This is a genomic window from Saccharopolyspora sp. NPDC050642 (assembly GCF_040654735.1).
Lineage (GTDB): Bacteria > Actinomycetota > Actinomycetes > Mycobacteriales > Pseudonocardiaceae > Saccharopolyspora > Saccharopolyspora elongata.
In genome coordinates this window covers 23113-39932 of sequence record NZ_JBFAIN010000060.1, presented here as the reverse complement: position 1 = coordinate 39932, position 16820 = coordinate 23113, and the positions used below count along the sequence as shown (strand labels likewise).

Here is a 16820-nt window from a genome sequence, read left to right as displayed (position 1 = left end):
CGGGTACCCATCCCGATCTGGATCTGCTGACCCAGCCACACCACACCCAACTGCTGCCCGAAACTCACCGCCAGCATCCCCAGAATCTCCACCGGAACACGCGGCACACTCGCCATCCGCCGCGCCATCCACGTCACAGCCTTCTCCACAATCACCTTGTGCATCAACGCCTGCGACATAAACCACGTCTGAACACCCGGAACCCAAAACCACTGCACAAAAAACTCAAACTCAACCGCCAGCAACGCCAACTGAATCAACACCACCAGCTTAAGGAACTCCACCTCCATCGCGATCTGATCCAGCGCATCAGCCATCATCTCAAAATGATCAGCCGCCGCATCCAAATAATTCGACGGACCATCCACAAACGGCGCCATCCGCGCCGCAAACGCCCACTCCGACGCCCCCGCAAAATCCGACGACCGAATCCCCTCAACCGCCGCCTGCGCATCCACCCGCAACTGCCGCAAACGAGCCGCATGCGACCGCCACACCGCCGCCAACTCCCGCACCTTATCCTCATTAACCGGCGGCGGCTCATCCCCCGTAAGCCAATAGCACAGCTGGCGCTCAAACTCACTAAACATGATCGCCATAACTGCCCCTTTAGCTTACCTAACCCCTAACTCAGCACACACGCCAACTACGCCGACTGCTCACCAGCCGGAACCGGCCCCGGAATATCCTGGGGATGCAGCACACACAAATCATCCAACGTCGGATTCACCAAACCCCGCGTCCGACGAGCATGCCGCGCAATCGCCACATCCAGAACCTGGCGAGCATAACGACCATTACCGAAAGAACTCCCCCGCTGCACCGCCGCGAAATGCGCCCGCAACGCCGCCACGGACGGCCCAGTGCATTCGTAACCGGACTCGGCGGCGTGCTGGTTGAAGATGGTGACCAACTCGTCGGCGGTGTAGTCGGCGAAGCGCACCCGGTGCGAGAACCGCGAGGACAGACCGGGGTTGGCGGCGATGAACCCGCCCATCTCCTGCTCGTATCCGGCGGCGATCACCACCACCTCGTCGCGGTGGTCCTCCATCAGCTTGACCAGCGTGTCGATCGCCTCCCGGCCGAAGTCCGGCCCACTGCCGCGGCTGCCGCCGGAGGAGAGCGTGTACGCCTCGTCGATGAACAGCACGCCGCCGCGGGCACGGTCGAACGCCTCGGTGGTCCGGCGCGCGGTGTGGCCGACGTACTCGCCGACCATGTCCGCCCGCGCGACCTCGATGACCTGTCCCTGCGCCAGCACGCCCATCGCGGACAGCAGCGATCCGTACAGCCGGGCAACGGTGGTCTTACCCGTGCCCGGAGGTCCGGCGAAGACCAGGTGCCTGCTCACCGGCGGCGACGGCAGCCCGGCGGCCTCCCGCTGCCGCGCGGACGCCAGCAGGTCGACCATCGCCGCGACCTCGGCCTTCACCTCGGCCAGCCCGACCAGGCTGCGCAGGGTGCCGAGCAGCTGCTCGACCCGTTCCTCGTCGATCTTGCCCGCGCCGGCCCCCACGGCGGCCCCGGGCAGCGGCCCGAGATCCTCCGGCAGCAGCCGGGTCAGCTGGGCGGCGGTCACCGACCGGTCGTCACCGAGCCGGTAGGCCTGCCGTCCGACCATTTCCTCGAACACCTTGCGCGCGGTGCGGCCGTTGCCGAAGGAGCTGTCGCGCGGCAACGCCGTGAAATACCCGTGCAGCGCGGAACGGGTCTCGAATTCCAGCTGGTAGTGGTGGTTCTGGCACATCCCTTCGACGATGGTGACCAGTTCGGACGAGGAATAGTCGGCGAAGTCGATGGTGCGTGAGAACCGGGAGGACAAGCCCGCGTTCGCGGCCAGGAACTGCCGCATGTCGTTGGTGTACCCGGCGACGATCACCACCACGTCGTCACGGTGGTCTTCCATCAGCTTGACCAGCGTGTCGATCGCCTCCCGGCCGAAGTCCGGGCCACCGCCGCCACCGCCCTGGGACAGCGTGTAGGCCTCGTCGATGAACAGCACACCGCCGAGGGCCTTCTCGAAGACCTCCGCGGTCTTGAGCGCCGTGCCGCCGACCACGGCAGCCACCAGGTCAGGCCGGGCGCATTCGACCAGCTGCCCCTTCCGGAGCACACCAAGGGCAGCCAGGATGCGACCGTAGAACCGCGCGACCGTCGTCTTGCCGGTACCGGGGGAGCCGGTGAACACCAAGTGCTGCGACATCGGCGGCGACGGCAGACCGGCCGCGGCGCGGCGCTCGGCCATCTGGTGCAGCCGGACCAGCGTCTCCACCTCGCGCTTCACGCCATCCAGACCGACCAGGTCGTCCAGTTCGGCCAGCAGCTTGTCGAGTTCGTCGGCGTGGCGGGGTTCTCCGGTGTCCTGCGGCTCGTCTGATTCACCGGGCTCACCGGACTTCTCCTGGACCACCGACAGGAGCGGCTCGCGCGACTCACCCGGCTCGCCGCTGTCGTCGAAGATGACGCTGGATCCTTCGAACCGGGTGTCCTGGTCACCGTTGCCGTCGATGCGGCACCGCCGGATCTCCACCGGCTCGTCGCTGAACACCGCGACACCGTCACGAACGTTGTCGCGGACGGTGCAGGAAATCATTCCGCCGCCGGACTGCCCGTGCCATTCCGCGCCGGAGCCGCACTCGCGGAGGATGCCACCGTCCACGGCAAGCGTGGCCTCGCCGCGTGCGGACAACGCCGGGCCCGTCGTCCGCTTCACCTGGCAATCCGACACCGTGGCTTCGGCCTGGCCGTCCGCGACGACCCCGCCGGCCGCGCCACCGGTGATGTCGCAGCCGGTGAGCTTCACGACGCCGTCGGCGCTTGCCGTCACCGCGTCGTGCCCGGCGTCGGTGAAGGTGCAGGCCGACAGGTGGGCCGTCGATCCGTCCAACACCTGCACCGAATGCCCGCCCGCCTTGGCGATCGCCACCCGCTCCAGGTCGACCGTGGCGTTCTGCATCGCCACCACGGCCTGCGCGTCGACGTCGCTGATCCGGCAGTCGCGCAGCACGGGCGTCGATTCGGCCGCCGCGAGCAGCACCACACCCCGCACATCGGAGATGTCGGAGTCGTTCATCTTCAGCTGGCTGTGCTGTTCAACGACGATCGCGTTGTCGGCGATCTTGTCGATCCGGCAGCGTTGCAGCGTGCTCCGGCCGTGGTCGGCCACCAGCAGTGCGCTGTTGGCATCGGTCACCACGCAGTCCACCAACGTCGCCGTGCCGCCGGTACGAGATACCACGGCCGTACTCGAGATGGACGCGAGCGTGCATGCGTTCAGCTCGGCGCGGGCGTTGTCGTACACCAGCAGGCCCGCGCCGCCCGGGTTGCGCAGCTCGCATTCACGGGCCTTCAGCTCCGTGCGGCTCCGCGCCGCGACGGCGACCTCGGATTCGGCGGCCAGCACACACTCGTCGAGTTCAAGGACGCCGGCCCGCAGATCCACCGCGATCTCCCCGTCGCGGTGCGCCAACTCAATGCCGGAAACCGCCGCGTGCTCGACATCTAGCCGCAGCACCGGATCGCCGGATGCCTCCACCCGCACCTGGCCGGGTGCTCCCGCACCGGAGATGGTGATGTCGCGATCCAGCACGATCGATTCCGCGTAGGTGCCGGGCCGCACCGAGATGACGTCGCCGTCCTTCGCCGCGGCGATCGCGTCGGTAATGGTGCGATAACAGTCCGGCTCACGGGGCGAAACCCCCAGCATCGACCGCGTGCCGGTCATTCTGCTCGCCATAGCGGGCCCTCCTCGTTCTCCGGGTTCAGCATCGAGCACACGCGGTAGCGGTCCAGTGGGGTCATGCGGCTTGCTCGCCCGCTGGCCAACGCATGCGAGGCGAGCGCGGCGTCCGGCGCCAGCAGATGCCGGTCGAGGTAGTAGCGGGAGGCGTCCGACCACACCCACACGCCGTCGGAGCGCAGGCTGGCGGGCACCGCACCGGCCGACCCGGAGACCAGGTCGGTCATCCGCAGGTCGGTCTCCAGCACGATCTCGCCGCTGCCGAGGAAGTCCAGCAGCCGTTGCCGCTCGGTGGAGTCGACCACAAGCTCGTGCGCGGAATCGAACCACGGGCCCTCGTCGCCGGACGCTCCGTCGAACGTCCGCGCGACCTTCACCTCCGCCGGCGGTTCGCGAGTCCAGAGCAGGACTGCCGAGCGCAGCGCGGTTTTGTGGTAGACGGGCAGGTCGGTGCCCGCCGCGAACACCTCGACGCGCGGATCGCGCTGGGCGTCGGCGACCCGTTGAACGGCCAGGGTGACGGCCGGCAGATTCGCACCGTCATCGGCCTGCACCAGGTAGACGCGGTCGACGCCGTCGCGCATCGTCGCCCAGCATGCCGTCGTGCCGTGCGCGGCCCGCGCCGCCGCCACGACGGCGCGGTCAGGCCCGTCCCAGGCCCCATCGGCATCCGGCGTGAACCGGTACCGCACCACGGGACGCCCTTCGAGCTGCGGCAGCAGCGCGCCGACCAGCTCGTTGAGCCGTTGCCCGTCGCCGCCGGCCAGCACCTCGCGGGCAACGGCCAGCCAGCCGTCCGGTGCGCGGCCTGCCAGCTCAAGGAGGCGTTCGTGCGGATCCAGATCGACGGCGAGCCGCGGCGATTCGTACTCGTCGGCCAGGTCGTCCATGCGGCGGATCATCCTTCCGGCTATGCGGCGTGCAACGGGCCGTACCACCGGTCCGACACCGGCTTGTCCAGCTCGGCGTCGGCGCGTTCCTTGGCCGCGGCACGGAGCCGGGCAAGGATTTCCTCGCCGTCGCTACCGTCCTCGGCGAACAGGATCCGGCGGACCGAGCCGCCCTCCACGCCCAGCACCTTGAGCCGGGTCTGACCTGGCAGCACCACATCGCCGGAGATGTCGAGCTCGTCAGCACCGACGCTGCGTACCAGGCCGTCGAGACGACGGGCGGTGGAGACCCAGATCAGCGCCTCCGTCCCGCCCACCGACTGTGGCTGCGCCACCGGAGCCGCCACCACCGGCTCGCGCAACCGCACCACCGCGCCCGGCGCCAGCACCGTGTCGTCGGGGATGCCCCGCACGACCACGGCACGCACCGTGGGGAGGCGGCGCAGGCCGCTGGTCAGGCACACGTGGAAATCGGTGTCGTAATCGCCGCCCGGCTCCTCACCGAACACCCGCACCACGGCCAGCTCCGCCAGCATCGCGGCCTCCTCGCCCCGGCCGGCCCGCAGTCCCGGTCGTTCGGACAGCAGCTTGGTGACCGCGCGGGTGGCCACGTCGTACTTCGAGCCGAGGCTGGTGCGGACGTTCTTCCGCTGCTCGGGGGTGCTGCGTGCGTCCGCGGGTACCTCGAGCGGTTCTCGCCGCGGTTGGCGCTGCACCTGCTCCTCGACCGGCTCCTCGACCGCCGCCTGAGCTGGCTCCTCGACCGGCTCCTGAGCTTCGGCCGGCTCCTGGGCTGGGGTCGGCGAGACCTTGGCTTCGGGTTCAGGTGGCGCGGCGACCGTCGCGGCCTGTGCGGCTGGCGGGTCGGCGGGTGGTGTGTCCCGTGGCGCCCGTCCGGCCTTGGCGACCAGCGGCGGGAGCGATGCAGGCGGGTCAGCGGGCGGTTGCGGGCGCCGCGGCTCGGCCGCGGTCTCGGTCCGCTGTGGCAGGTCCACTGTGGTCATCGGCCTGTCACTCGGCGGCTCCGACGGAGCCCTAACCCCGCGGTGGGCCGGTCCTGGTGGGAGAAGAACCGACCCACCGGCGGGGATCTGGCCCGTTGTTGGCGGGCCAGACTCGACCGGCGGGGGAGTACCGGCCGAGGTCTTCGGGAGTACCGCAGGCTCCTGGCGGGACGAGTTGGTGGCTTCGGCCACTCCCGGGGTCGCCGGAAGCTGCTGCGGCGGGCGTGCCGCTTCCGGGGTCACCCGAAGCTGCTGCGGCGGCGTGGTCGCCGACACCGTGGCGGGCGCGACCGGCGTGGCGGGCTTGCTGGGCTCCGCAGGCACCGGGGCGCCGATCACACCGGGTGCTGCCGGGGGCCGGAAGTCCCTGACCGAACTGGCGACGATCGGCTCGGCGGGCAGCATCCGCCCGTCCGTCGTCACCACGACTCCCGCTACCGGCCGCTTATCGCGCGGCGCCTCGCGTACGGGGGGCGCAGCCACAGTGGGCGCCTGGGGTGCCTGCGCGGGCTCGCCGCGCTCCGCGCCCGGTGCCGCACCGAGCCGGTTGACCGCCTCGGCTGCGTGCTGGGATGCGGGAACGACCCGCAGGTGCTCCCGGGCATCCTCCGGCAGGCCGTGGATCAGACCGTCCAGCGCCGAAAGCACCTCTGCGGGCACCGCGGAGTCAGCAGCCAGCACCAGGTCAGCGTGCGGCCCTGGCTCGGCCAGCCACTCCGGGCGCGGGGCCTGCGAGTCCGGGCGCACCAGCAGCCCGCGCGCCACGACGTCGACCCGCCACCCATCGGCCAGCCGATACGAACCAGGGGCGGCCAACGGCATCGCAGGGCCTGGCGCGACCCAACGGTCCAGCACCGGCCCACGCCCGGGCAGATACACACTTTCGACCGCGAACGGGCGCCACAACGGACGGCCCGATTCGTCAAGAAGCACTGGGCGCCCTTCAAGCGGAACACCGTGCGCCGCGCGTACCGGCACGCCAAGTTCGTCAGCCACGGCACTGGCCACACCCCGGCCGCTGTACTCCGCCAGCACCGCGCGCTCACGCACCTCGTCTGGCAGCGTGCGCAACACCGCGGCCACAGCCGCCGGTGAAGGAGCTTGCTCGCCGGGAGCGCCGATGACGACGTACATCCGATCGGGGTCCGGCGGTCGCGTGGACAGCTGGTCGTCGGGCCGCTCCGGGCTCCCCGGACCGCGAACCCACAGCCCGAGCGGAATCTGCGTGACGCCCTCCGGCAACGGCATGGCCAGCGGGCGTTGCCATTCCGGATTCGGCAGCCGTGGCCCGAGCGGGACACCCGGCCGCCCCGAACGGAAGGCGAGCCACCCAGGGCCGGAGCCGGGCACGAACAGGCTCCCGTCCGCCAGGGTGCGCGGGACGCCGGCCGGCACGACGACCTCGACGCCGAGCCACTCCGACAATGTCCGTCCCGGCAATGGCGAGCCGTCCTCGGCCACCGACGACAGGCTCGGCGCGAGGATTCGCAAGTTGCGTGTGGTCGCCCCGGCGATGTCCGCCACCACCCACGGATCGAGCTGCGCCACCGCAGCCAGCGCCGACGCGCCGACCACCACCGTGGTGCGGCCGCGTTCCTGCGGCAATGCCTCAGCGAGAGCGACAGCTTCGTCGTCAGTCTTCGAGCGGCTGACCACGAGAGCGTGCCGAATCCGCTCGACCTCGATCGGCGCGTCCACCGTGCCTCCCTTCACCGTCATGGACACGGCCACACAAAGCGCTAGGGTTCATCGCACCGCGAACCCGCTGCTGGCTTTGCCCGAATGAACCCCCGACTGCCTTCGCAACGTGCTCGTAGCGTGGTGTCGATCGCAGCGCTACTACCCGTCACGCACTCAGAAGGAGTCCCTCATGGCCGACAAGATCACGGTCGATCTGCACCCGATCTTCCGTAGCGACCGCGACATCGATCAGGCGGTGCGCAATGTGATCTTCCGGGCCGCACGCGAGCGGATCCCGATGGCCGAGATCATCGTCGGCAAAGGGAAGAAAACGCTGCAGAACCGGGTCGTGAAGATGCTGGGTGCGGCGCATCTCAAGCGCCTTTACCGCTCCGTGGAGGTCGATCCGAACAACGACGGCCGGGTGCTGGTGCACTTCTGACGCCGGCGCGGTTCCGGTGCAGAGATCAGGACTGGGGCCCGCTCCACCCAGTCGCACTGGCCTGCTTTCAGCCGGTCGGGTGCGACTGCTTGGGACACGTGTCCCGACCGGCCGCGGGTTCACGAGCCGGGTTGGCCACAGCGGACGGGGTCCTCACGGCGTGGCGCGGACCCCGTCCACTGTGGTCAGTCCACGTCGAATTCCGGTCGGGTGTCCCTGGCGACGAGGATGTCGTCGTTGCTCGTGCCCGACGGCACCATCGGCCACACCAGCTCGTCGCCGCTGACGACGAAATCCACCAGCACGGGGCGGCTCGGTGACCGCGTTCGCCCGCAGGATCGCATCCTCGACGCCGGCCGGGTCGTCGCACCGGAACGCGACGCACCCCAGCGACCGCGCCAGCCCGGCGTAGTCCGTGGTGCCCTGTCGGTACTCCGAGGCGCTGTGGTGCTTGTCCCAGAACAATGTCTGCCACTGCCGCACCATGCCCAGCACGCTGTTGTCGATCAGCGCCACCTTGATCGGGATGCCCTCGGCCGCACATGTGGCCAGCTCCTGCGCGGTCATCTGGAAGCACCCGTCGTTGTCGACGGCCCACACGTCCTGGTCCGGCCTGCCGAGCTTGGCGCCCATCGCGGCCGGGATGGCGTAGCCCATCGTGCCCAGTCCACCGGAACTGAGGAACAAGCGCGGACGGTCGTGGTCGCGGGGTCCAGCCGAGCGGGTACCGGGTGCGGATGCGATCCAGGTGGCGCCACCACGGCGCGAGCGCGGCCGGGTCCCGGTCCGGGTGGGCGGCCAGGGCCGCGGTCAGCGCGGCGATCGTGCCGCGCAGCTCATTAGAGCCCTGTTGTCCTTACGTATGCCCAAATACGCGGCGGAGGGGCCGTCCACCTCTCAGAATCCGCCGATGGTCGTCCTGGCAAGGCGGATGCAAGCGGCTGCGCCGCTTCCAAAGGCGCGGACGGCATTCGCCGACAGGCTTTTAGTTTTAGGGAACGTCCGGACCCTATAATTTGCCCAACCAGGTATCCCATAACGTTGCCCTTTCATACACGGACATTTGCCCTTCCTGGACTACAGGGAGGCCAGCCGCCGGAGAAGCCGCGGTCGCGCCTCAGTCCCCTCCCTCTTCGAGCATTGGGGCGGCCTCCGAACCTCGCGGCAGCACATCGCAGCGTTGCCGAGGGCGCGATGCACCGTGGTAGGCGCGGAGCGCGGTGACTGCGTTGGTTATGTCGTCGGCGAGTCGGCGGGCGAGGATGTCGGAGAGATCATTGCGGCAGACCAGCCGCGCGACGGTGACGTTGGTCTGGTTGGGGGGCAGTGTGTAGGCGGGCACCAGCCAGCCGCGTTGGCGGAGGCGGTCGGCGAGTTCGGTCACGGTGAAACTGGCGTGGTCGCCGGTGGTGAAGGCGACCACGGGCAGGTCGTCGCCGGAGGAGATCACCCGCAGGTCGTGGAATTGGTTGAGGTGGGCGGCCAATGCGCGGGCGAGGTCGCGACAGCGTTGCATGATAGCTCGGTAGCCTTCGGCGCCCAAGCGGAGGAACTGGTAGTACTGGGCGATGATCGGAGCGGCGGGTTGGGTGAAAGTGAGGGTCTGGGTGGATAGGCGTCCCCCGGTGTAGTCGATCGAGAATCCGAGCTCGACGGGCACCACGCTCGGGTCGCGCCATACCAGCCAACCCAGGCCCGGAGCGACCAGGCCGTACTTGTGCCCAGAGGTGTTGATCGAGTCCACTCGGGAAAGCCGGAAATCCCACACCAGTGCGGGATCGAGGAACGGCGCCACCAGCCCGCCCGAGGCCGCGTCGACGTGCACTGGCACGTCGACACCGTCGCGGGCACTCCGTTGGTCCAGCGCGGCGCACACCTGCTGTACCGGCTCGTAGGAGCCGTCGAAGGTGGTGCCCAGCACGGTGACCACGCCGATGGTATTCGCGTCACACAATTCGGCTGCGGTGTGCGGGTCGATGCCGAACCCGCCCTCCGCCACCGGGATTTGCCGCGCCTCGACGTCCCAGTAGGCGCAGAACTTGCCCCAGCAGACGTGTACGGCGGCGCCCATGACCAGATTCGGGCGCCCGCCGGATCCTCTGGTGCGGGAGCGCCAGCGCATCAACATCGCCAGCCCGGCGAGCATGCACGCCTCGCTGGAGCCGCCGGTGGACGTGCCGACCGCGCTATCCGGGTCGGGAGCGTGCCACAGTTCGGCGAGCGCTGCGACGCACCGCTGCGCCAAGTCAGTCGTGCGCAATGGCTGCACGCCGTCGACGGTGTTGCTGTAGAGGAATTCGGCCATCAGCCGTTCGGCTTCCGGTTCCATCCCAGTGGTGATGAACGTGGCCAGATTCAACTGCGGCGGTACATCCGGGCGCAGTTCATCCCGCACCGCCCGATAGGCCGCATCGGCAGGCATCGACTCCTGGGGCAGACGCCACCCCGCAAGCCTTCCCGGAACCGTCTCCTGCACGGGGACCACCGACAAGTCGACCACAGTCACACCCCAACACGTCACAAGATCAACAAGGCATCAACATGCTCGGCCGCTACTCGTGCAACGGCACAATTGCGCCTTCGGGAGTCGCTTCACCAACCACCGGTTGCCGGCGACGAACACCCTTGACAACACCTGATGAGGCGACAGTAAACACCGACCCACTCCCGCCTCGCCACATCCACCGATGAATTTCCCGACAGATCCAAGCGCGGATGTCTGGAAAGGCAGAGGTGTGTCGCTTCACTTGCTCGGCGTGAGCGCCGCATCCCGGTGATCTATAAACGGGACCGCGTACCCGAGGGTCTGGAGCACTTGGTTCTGGATGCGCTGGCGTAGGTCGGCTTCTTCGGGCGTCAGCGAATCGCCGGGGAGCCGGATGCGGACGAGTTTGGGTCTGATCGACAGGTCGTCGTCCCAGAAGGGCAAAAAGAAAAGGGAAAACGGGCAACCATTTGCCGCTCGGCAACAGCTCCACTGCACGATTGGCGTCGTTGACATATCTGCCAGGATGCCATGATGGCTACCCAGCGAGCTGCTGTCTGGACCCCCGCCACCGCTCCCGACGATCACCTGGTTTTGGAGCCAGCCAATGACTAGCTCAGTGACCGCGCCGACCGCCCCCGGCGCCCTGCCCCTGCTGGGCCACGCACTCGCGATGGCGCGCAATCCGCTTGGCTTTCTGACGTCTCTGCCCGCTGCCGGCGATCTGGTGCGGATCAGGCTCGGTCCGTGGAAGGCGTTCGTCGTGACCGACCCGGACCTGGTGCACCACCTGCTCGTGAACTACCGAATTTTCGATAAGGGTGGCCCGACCTTCGACAAGGTCCGTGAGGTGGTGGGCAACGGCCTGGCCTCCTGTTCACATCAGGACCACCGACGGCAGCGTCGCCTGCTGCAGCCCGCGTTCCACCGCGATCGCCTGACCAACTACGCACGGATGATGTCCGAGCAGATCAGCGTGATGCTCGACTCATGGCAGCAGGGCGACGTCATTGACGTGCGCGCCCAGATGCAGGCACTTACGAGCCGCATCGTGTCCAGAACCCTGTTTGTCGCCGACGTCGCCAGACCGGCGGCTGTCGCGCTGGAGGAGTCGCTCGGCGACATCGTGCGTGGCGTGTTCCGCAACCTGGTCGTGCCGCCTCCGTTCAAGAATCTGCCCACCCCGCTAAACCTGCGCTTCCGACGCTCCAGGGCACGCGTCGCCGCGGCCGTCGACGCCTGCGTCACGGAGTACCGGCGGATCGGCGTTGACCACGCCGACGTCCTGTCGGCGCTGCTCGCCGCCCGCGACGACAACGGCAGGGCGCTGGCGGAGTCCGAGATCCGGGACCAGGTCGTCACCCTGCTGTTGGGCGCGACCGAGACCAGTGCCACCACACTAAGCTGGGCACTGCACCTCCTGGCCGCCCACCCCGATGTGCTAGAACAAGTGCACGCCGAGACCGACGCGGTACTCGGCGGGCGAGTCGCGGAAGCCGACGACCTCCCCGCTCTCGAGCTGACGAACCGCGTCATCACCGAAACCCTGCGCCTCTACCCGCCGGGGTGGATATTCACCAGAATCGTCACCGCCGACGCGGAACTAGCCGGCCAGCCGCTACCAGCGGGCACTATCGTGATCTACAGTCCCTACCTCATTCACCGTAGTCCGCGGTTGTACCCGGACCCCGACCGCTTCGATCCCGACCGATGGCTGCCCGGCCACGTCGCGAGGCCGCCCCGGACCGCCTACCTGCCCTTCGCTGCGGGGGCCCGCAGGTGCATCGGCGACACCTTCGGGCTGAACCAGGCGGTGCTCACGCTTGCTTCGGTCGCGGCCCGCTGGGAGCTCCGGCACACCACACGTGCCGTGCGGGCCGCTCCCAGCGCCGTCCTCGCCCCACGATCGCTGCGGATGCGTCTGAGTGCCCGTTAGCCAGGAAACCGTTGCTAGAGACTGAGCATGAGTTGTTCGGGCTCAGTCGCGTGCCCCGAACGGTGTTGGGCACGCTGGTTCCCCGCGTTCGCTCCGCGTCCGGCGCCGACGCATCGGGTGCGTGGTCCAGGATCATGGGGTCGGGGTTCCTCACACCCCGGGGCACCTGGTCGGGCCTGGACGGTCCGATGCCCGCACCCATCACTCTGGTGGGTACGGGGCGGTGCCGTCCGTCGCCGGACCGGGTATCCCTGGGCGCGTCGTCCAATCGCCACGGCCGCAGCGTCGTGACGGCGCCGAGCGTCGTAGTGAATCCGGTAGGCCACCGCACGGTCGGCTTCGATGCGGTCGGCTCACTCCTGCCCGCGGTGCGCGAACCGCACCCGGCAGGCGAGAACGTAGCGGCCGTGCCGGGCGTTGGCGTAGGCGGCCAACGGCGCGGGAAGTTTAATGCTCACCTCGCCATCACGGGTAACGCGGATCGTCTCGTTGCCGTACGGTTTCCCGCTCTCCCTCGATGCTGGCGGCGTCCTCGCGGAGTTCACCGGGGTGCTGGTGCACGACAGCTACGCCGGCTACACGCACCTCACCGCCGTGCACGCCTGGTACGGGGCCACCTCCTGCGGGACGTGCGACTGATCAGGTTCGGGGCCCGCTCCACCCAGTCGCACTGGCCTGCTGACCTTCGACATCGGCGACATCGGCGACCGCGCCCGCACCGCCTGGACCATCCCAGTCCGGTTGCGTCGCCGCCCCGCCCGGGAACACGAGGTCAGACAGCGGTTCGACACTCTTCATCAGGGGTGTGCTCACTTCACCCACCCCGCAGGCGCCCGTGCCAGCGCAGTCTCGCCGGGACGAATCCGGACTCGACACCGACGGGCGCAAAGTTGGCAGACCATCGACCGGGTCCGACTCCATGCGATACCCAGCGACGACCTCGATCCCTCCCTTGACCGGTTTGATGTCGACCTGACCGATGACGCCGTTGACGCCAATGTCCCGGCGCACGTGCTCGACGAAGTTGCGCACGTGCCGCACATGCTCGCTGCCGTTGGCTCGTTCCCACTCCCGGATCAGCTGCTCATCCTGGGCTTTCCGCTGCTCCATCCGCTCGAACTCGCTCCAGCTGCCGGGCTCGGTCACGGGGTTCCTCCAACTGCCTTCTCGGTACGCGGACCTGTTGGCCAGCACACGTATGCCGAGCGGCATCCGGTTCAATCGATCCCGAGCGGGGGCGTGAAAGTGCCGTTCACTCAGACTGGAGCGACGTTCCGGCAGGTCAGGGGCCGTGAGTGTTTTGGGGTGCCATAGCGCCCCAAAACACTCACGGCTTTACACGACGGCGACAGCGGAAAACCTATGCGGCGTAGGCGATTGCGTCGAATTCATGGTTGGCGATGCCGTCCTGGAACGCCAGCAGTTCGGCTTCGGTGAACACCAGCTCGACGGCAGCCCAGCCGCGACGGCGGAATACGTGCATGCCGTCCGCGTCGCGGCGGGTGATCTCCAGGCACAGCCCCTCGGTCCGGCCTTCCCGAGCACCGGCTAAGAAGGCATCGAACTCCTCGGCGGTGAACACCAATCGGTGATCATCCGACGCGCCGAACACCGTCTTGTCGTCACGCAGCTCGACCCAACCATCCCGGCGGGCCACACGTACACAACTCTTGTCGGGCTCGCTACGCGTTGCCTTGCGGAAATCCCGCTCGGCAAATTGCGGTCGTGGGACCGTGCTCATGTGGAACTCCCTAGCTGGTGGTGTTTTTCGCCTGTTCAGCGTAGTCGCGTGACACCGCCTTCATGAACTTCCGGCTCTCATCGAACCGCAGGGCCGCGTTCGTGATGCGCGCCCAGGCTGTCTCATGTGCGGCAAGCGCCTTCTTGTCGTCCAGGTAGCGGATCTCGCTTTGACCTTCCGCGTATGCGAGTTCGAGTGGTCCGGCCGCCCCTGGCGAAGGGACGCGAAGCAGGATGAAGCGGGTGCCGAGCGGAGACCGGCGGCCAGGCGGAGCTTGGAACGGCATCACCTGAATCATCACGTTCGGCCGGTTCGACAACTTGATCAGATGCTCGATCTGCTGCTGCATCACGTCTGCTGGGGCCCACATGCGGCGCAAGCACGACTCACTCATGACGACCTGGATCGTGGGTGGCTCGGATTTGTCGAGAATGTCCTGGCGCGCGACTCGCGCCGCCACGCGGTCTTCGACGGTGACGCCATCGATCTCTGGTTGGTCCGCATGCATGGCGCGTGCGTAGGCTTCGGTCTGCAGCAGACCGGGCACTACCTCGACCTCAGATTGCCGGATCTGGTCCGCGTGCTTCTCCAGGTCGATCAGGAGTCGCAGATCTTCTGCGTACGCGCGATTGTGGCCGGTTGACCAGAAGCCACGCTTGTGGTTGTCCCGGCGCAGCTCGCGCAGCGTTTCCCGGTGGCCGTCGTCAGTGAATCCGAGGCGCGTCGCCAGCAGGTCCAGATCACCAACGGAGATCGTCCCCATGCCGCTGATCAACCCAGCTATACGACTCTGACTGGACTCGATGATCTTCGCCGCGTCGGCTTGCGAGATGTCGGCGGTCTCGATCATGTGGGCGATTTCGCGCCCCAGCAAGAGCTTCCTGGCGGTACGCATCTTGGCCATCGGCATTGGGTGCCCTCCTGTGTCGTGCGGACATTGGCCGAGCGAGCACCCCTCCTTTCCATCACGAAGGGTATCGCTCGGTGCTACCCGATCGGGCGGGTAGGCAAATGGTGATTATCACGATACCTTCATCGCATGAACATACGCGAGATGAGATTGAGGCCATGTGATGCAAAAGATCCTTGCTGAGGCAGCGGATGCCAGGCGGAAGCTCGCCTGTACCAACGGCCTTCAGCACCTCTGAGACCTGCCCGGCCGTCCGTGCCCCCTCCCGACGGGACGGACCGGGCATATGAGGCGGGCGGCGCTGCGTCGAGACCGAGCGGTGTTCCCCGACACCGCGCGCCCTCTCGGGCTCCGCGCGCCGCCCGCCCACCCCTACAACCCCCGAACACTGGAGTCTTCATGTCCCAGCCCGAGACACAGCAGCGCTACTTCTGGCTGCCAGTGCCGGACGAGTCCAGCGCCTACGGACTCGTGCGACACGCTTTCGCCGGCACCCGCCTGGACGCCGGCACAGCCGACGAAGCGTTCTGCGGCAACACCTTCGCCCTGGCCAATCCGTCCGAAATGGACTGGATTCACGCAAGGACATGCCAGGACTGCAACGCGCTGCTCAAAGAAATGAAGGGCTGGCCGAGGTGACCTCTCCCATGCGGTGGCCCGACGGCACCCCAGTCGACCCCGAACCCGACGACACCCCAACCACCGACAACCACGCCTGGCGGTTCACCGAGCCGCCCGTCGGGGCCCGAATCGACCACGACCTCAAAGACCGAATCATCCAGCGCCTTCGCGCGCTCTAAAAGCCCGGCCCGATGCCGCGACTTGCCCCCCAACCCGGCGGCATCGAGCCGCGCGGCCGGGCGGAGTGGACGTCCCCCCGACACACCGCCCGGCCGCAACCCCAACGACAAGAACTACACGTCCTGCGGGTTGGACACCCTCCGGCTCGATCACTACCTGGCCTGGTCTTGGTGCGTCCCCGTCACTCTCGCGCCCCGCAGGGGGCGACCAACAGAGGGTTCCCGTTCGCGCAACAAAGGGTTCCCGTTCGCGCAACAAAGGGTTCCCGTTCGTGCCCGGAGAATCTTATACTCCCGCCGTGGACGTACCTGGCTACTTGGCACGACTCGGTCTCGACCATGAACCGCCGAGCCTGGCGGCGTTGCAGAGGTTGCAGGCGGCACACGTCGAACGGGTGCCGTATGAGATGCTGGATCTCCAGTTCGGGCAGCCGCCCTCGCTGGATCCGTCGGCCTCGACAGCGCGAATACTGCAGGGCCGCGGTGGCGGCTGCTACCACCTCAATGGCGCCTTCTCCGCGCTGCTGCGCGAGCTCGGTTACCAGGTCACCCGCCATCTTGGCGGAGTGCAGCACAGCACGGAGGATCCGCCGAAAATCAGCCGGAATCACCTGGCGCTGACCATCACCGGCCTGCCGGAAGACCCCGAAGCGGCGTGGCTGGTGGACGCCGGGTTGGGAGACGGCTTCCATTTGCCGCTACGGCTGCGCGAAGGTTCGTATGTCCAGGGCCGTTACACTTACCGGATCCGGCCGTCCGAGGTGGCACCGGGCGGCTGGCGGTTCGACCACGACCCGGCGGGTGCCTTTGTCGGTTTCGACGTTGCGCCCGGCGTCGCGAAGATGGCCGACTTCGCGGAAAAGTGGGGGTGGCTGTCGACAGCGCCGGAGTCGGGTTTTGTCCGCCTCTGCATGCTGATGCGCCGCGACGCGACAGGCGTCGACACTCTCAAAGCTTTGACCTTGAACCGCCACGGTGCCGAAGAAGTACTCGAATCCCCCGAAGCATGGTGGACGGCGGCAGGTGACGTGTTCGGGATCCAGAGGACCCTGTTCACCGGCGATGAGCGCGATCGACTGTGGCAGCGGCTCGTCGAGCAGCACGAGGCCCACGCGGGCGACGAAGTGATCAACGCCTAGACGATTGATTCCAAACTCATTTTGCGTAGCGGTGCCGGTGGCGGAACCTGAGCG

Annotated in this window: 15 protein-coding genes; 5 read left to right on the top strand and 10 right to left on the bottom strand. The window is 67.9% G+C overall.

Annotated features, from left to right (window positions below; genetic code table 11):
* From AB0H93_RS42085 to AB0H93_RS42070, 4 genes are all read right to left on the bottom strand, one after another.
* The coding region (locus AB0H93_RS42085) for a hypothetical protein (protein WP_358582049.1) at positions 1-599 on the bottom strand (599 nt) is incomplete at its 3' end.
* A 47-nt stretch (positions 600-646) separates the two neighbouring features.
* Positions 647-3736: an AAA family ATPase gene (locus AB0H93_RS42080; RefSeq protein WP_358582047.1), complete on the bottom strand. Its 3090-nt coding sequence runs from the start codon at positions 3734-3736 to the stop codon at positions 647-649.
* Positions 3721-4629, bottom strand: a complete 909-nt coding sequence (locus AB0H93_RS42075) for a hypothetical protein (RefSeq protein WP_358582045.1) — start codon at positions 4627-4629, stop codon at positions 3721-3723. The genes AB0H93_RS42080 and AB0H93_RS42075 overlap by 16 nt, the downstream gene beginning before the upstream one ends.
* 20 nt (positions 4630-4649) lie before the next feature.
* Positions 4650-7331 (bottom strand): hypothetical protein, encoded by a 2682-nt coding sequence (locus AB0H93_RS42070; protein WP_358582043.1) that lies wholly within the window; start codon positions 7329-7331, stop codon positions 4650-4652.
* Positions 7332-7503: 172 nt separating this feature from the next.
* Here AB0H93_RS42070 and AB0H93_RS42065 point away from each other — a divergent pair, with 172 nt between their 5' ends.
* Entirely contained in the window at positions 7504-7755 is a 252-nt protein-coding gene (locus AB0H93_RS42065; RefSeq protein WP_358582041.1) for a Smr/MutS family protein, read from the top strand.
* A gap of 153 nt (positions 7756-7908) precedes the next feature.
* Here AB0H93_RS42065 and AB0H93_RS42060 read toward each other — a convergent pair whose 3' ends face one another.
* The 3 genes from AB0H93_RS42060 to AB0H93_RS42050 all read right to left on the bottom strand — a co-directional run bounded on the left by AB0H93_RS42060 (position 7909) and on the right by AB0H93_RS42050 (position 10756).
* Positions 7909-8442, bottom strand: a complete 534-nt coding sequence (locus AB0H93_RS42060; protein ID WP_358582039.1) for a thiamine pyrophosphate-dependent enzyme — start codon at positions 8440-8442, stop codon at positions 7909-7911.
* A 430-nt stretch (positions 8443-8872) separates the two neighbouring features.
* On the bottom strand, positions 8873-10231 hold the full coding sequence (locus AB0H93_RS42055; protein ID WP_358582051.1) for a glutamate decarboxylase: 1359 nt from the start codon (positions 10229-10231) through the stop codon (positions 8873-8875).
* Positions 10232-10498: 267 nt separating this feature from the next.
* Positions 10499-10756 (bottom strand): hypothetical protein, encoded by a 258-nt coding sequence (locus AB0H93_RS42050; protein WP_358582036.1) that lies wholly within the window; start codon positions 10754-10756, stop codon positions 10499-10501.
* A gap of 103 nt (positions 10757-10859) precedes the next feature.
* Here AB0H93_RS42050 and AB0H93_RS42045 point away from each other — a divergent pair, with 103 nt between their 5' ends.
* Complete coding sequence (locus tag AB0H93_RS42045; RefSeq protein ID WP_358582034.1) at positions 10860-12176, top strand: cytochrome P450; 1317 nt, start codon at positions 10860-10862, stop codon at positions 12174-12176.
* Between the two features lie 489 nt (positions 12177-12665).
* Positions 12666-12815: a hypothetical protein gene (locus AB0H93_RS42040; RefSeq protein ID WP_177226894.1), complete on the top strand. Its 150-nt coding sequence runs from the start codon at positions 12666-12668 to the stop codon at positions 12813-12815.
* Here the strand turns inward: AB0H93_RS42040 and AB0H93_RS42035 are convergent, their stop codons facing one another.
* The 3 genes from AB0H93_RS42035 to AB0H93_RS42025 all read right to left on the bottom strand — a co-directional run bounded on the left by AB0H93_RS42035 (position 12816) and on the right by AB0H93_RS42025 (position 14827).
* Positions 12816-13322 carry a hypothetical protein gene (locus AB0H93_RS42035; RefSeq protein WP_358582031.1) on the bottom strand — a complete coding sequence of 169 codons (507 nt, stop codon included), beginning with the start codon at positions 13320-13322 and terminating at the stop codon, positions 12816-12818. It abuts the gene before it with no gap.
* Positions 13323-13536: 214 nt separating this feature from the next.
* Positions 13537-13917 (bottom strand): DUF397 domain-containing protein, encoded by a 381-nt coding sequence (locus tag AB0H93_RS42030; RefSeq protein WP_358582028.1) that lies wholly within the window; start codon positions 13915-13917, stop codon positions 13537-13539.
* 10 nt (positions 13918-13927) lie between these two features.
* Positions 13928-14827, bottom strand: a complete 900-nt coding sequence (locus AB0H93_RS42025; protein ID WP_358582025.1) for a helix-turn-helix transcriptional regulator — start codon at positions 14825-14827, stop codon at positions 13928-13930.
* 399 nt (positions 14828-15226) lie between these two features.
* Between AB0H93_RS42025 and AB0H93_RS42020 the strand changes: the two genes are divergently transcribed.
* A complete protein-coding gene (locus tag AB0H93_RS42020; RefSeq protein WP_358582023.1) occupies positions 15227-15466 on the top strand; it encodes a zinc finger protein in 240 nt (79 codons plus the stop codon).
* Positions 15467-15926: 460 nt separating this feature from the next.
* The gene (locus AB0H93_RS42015) at positions 15927-16766 is read left to right on the top strand and encodes an arylamine N-acetyltransferase (protein WP_358582020.1); all 840 of its coding nucleotides are present in this window, start codon (positions 15927-15929) and stop codon (positions 16764-16766) included.
* Positions 16767-16820: the final 54 nt, after the last annotated feature.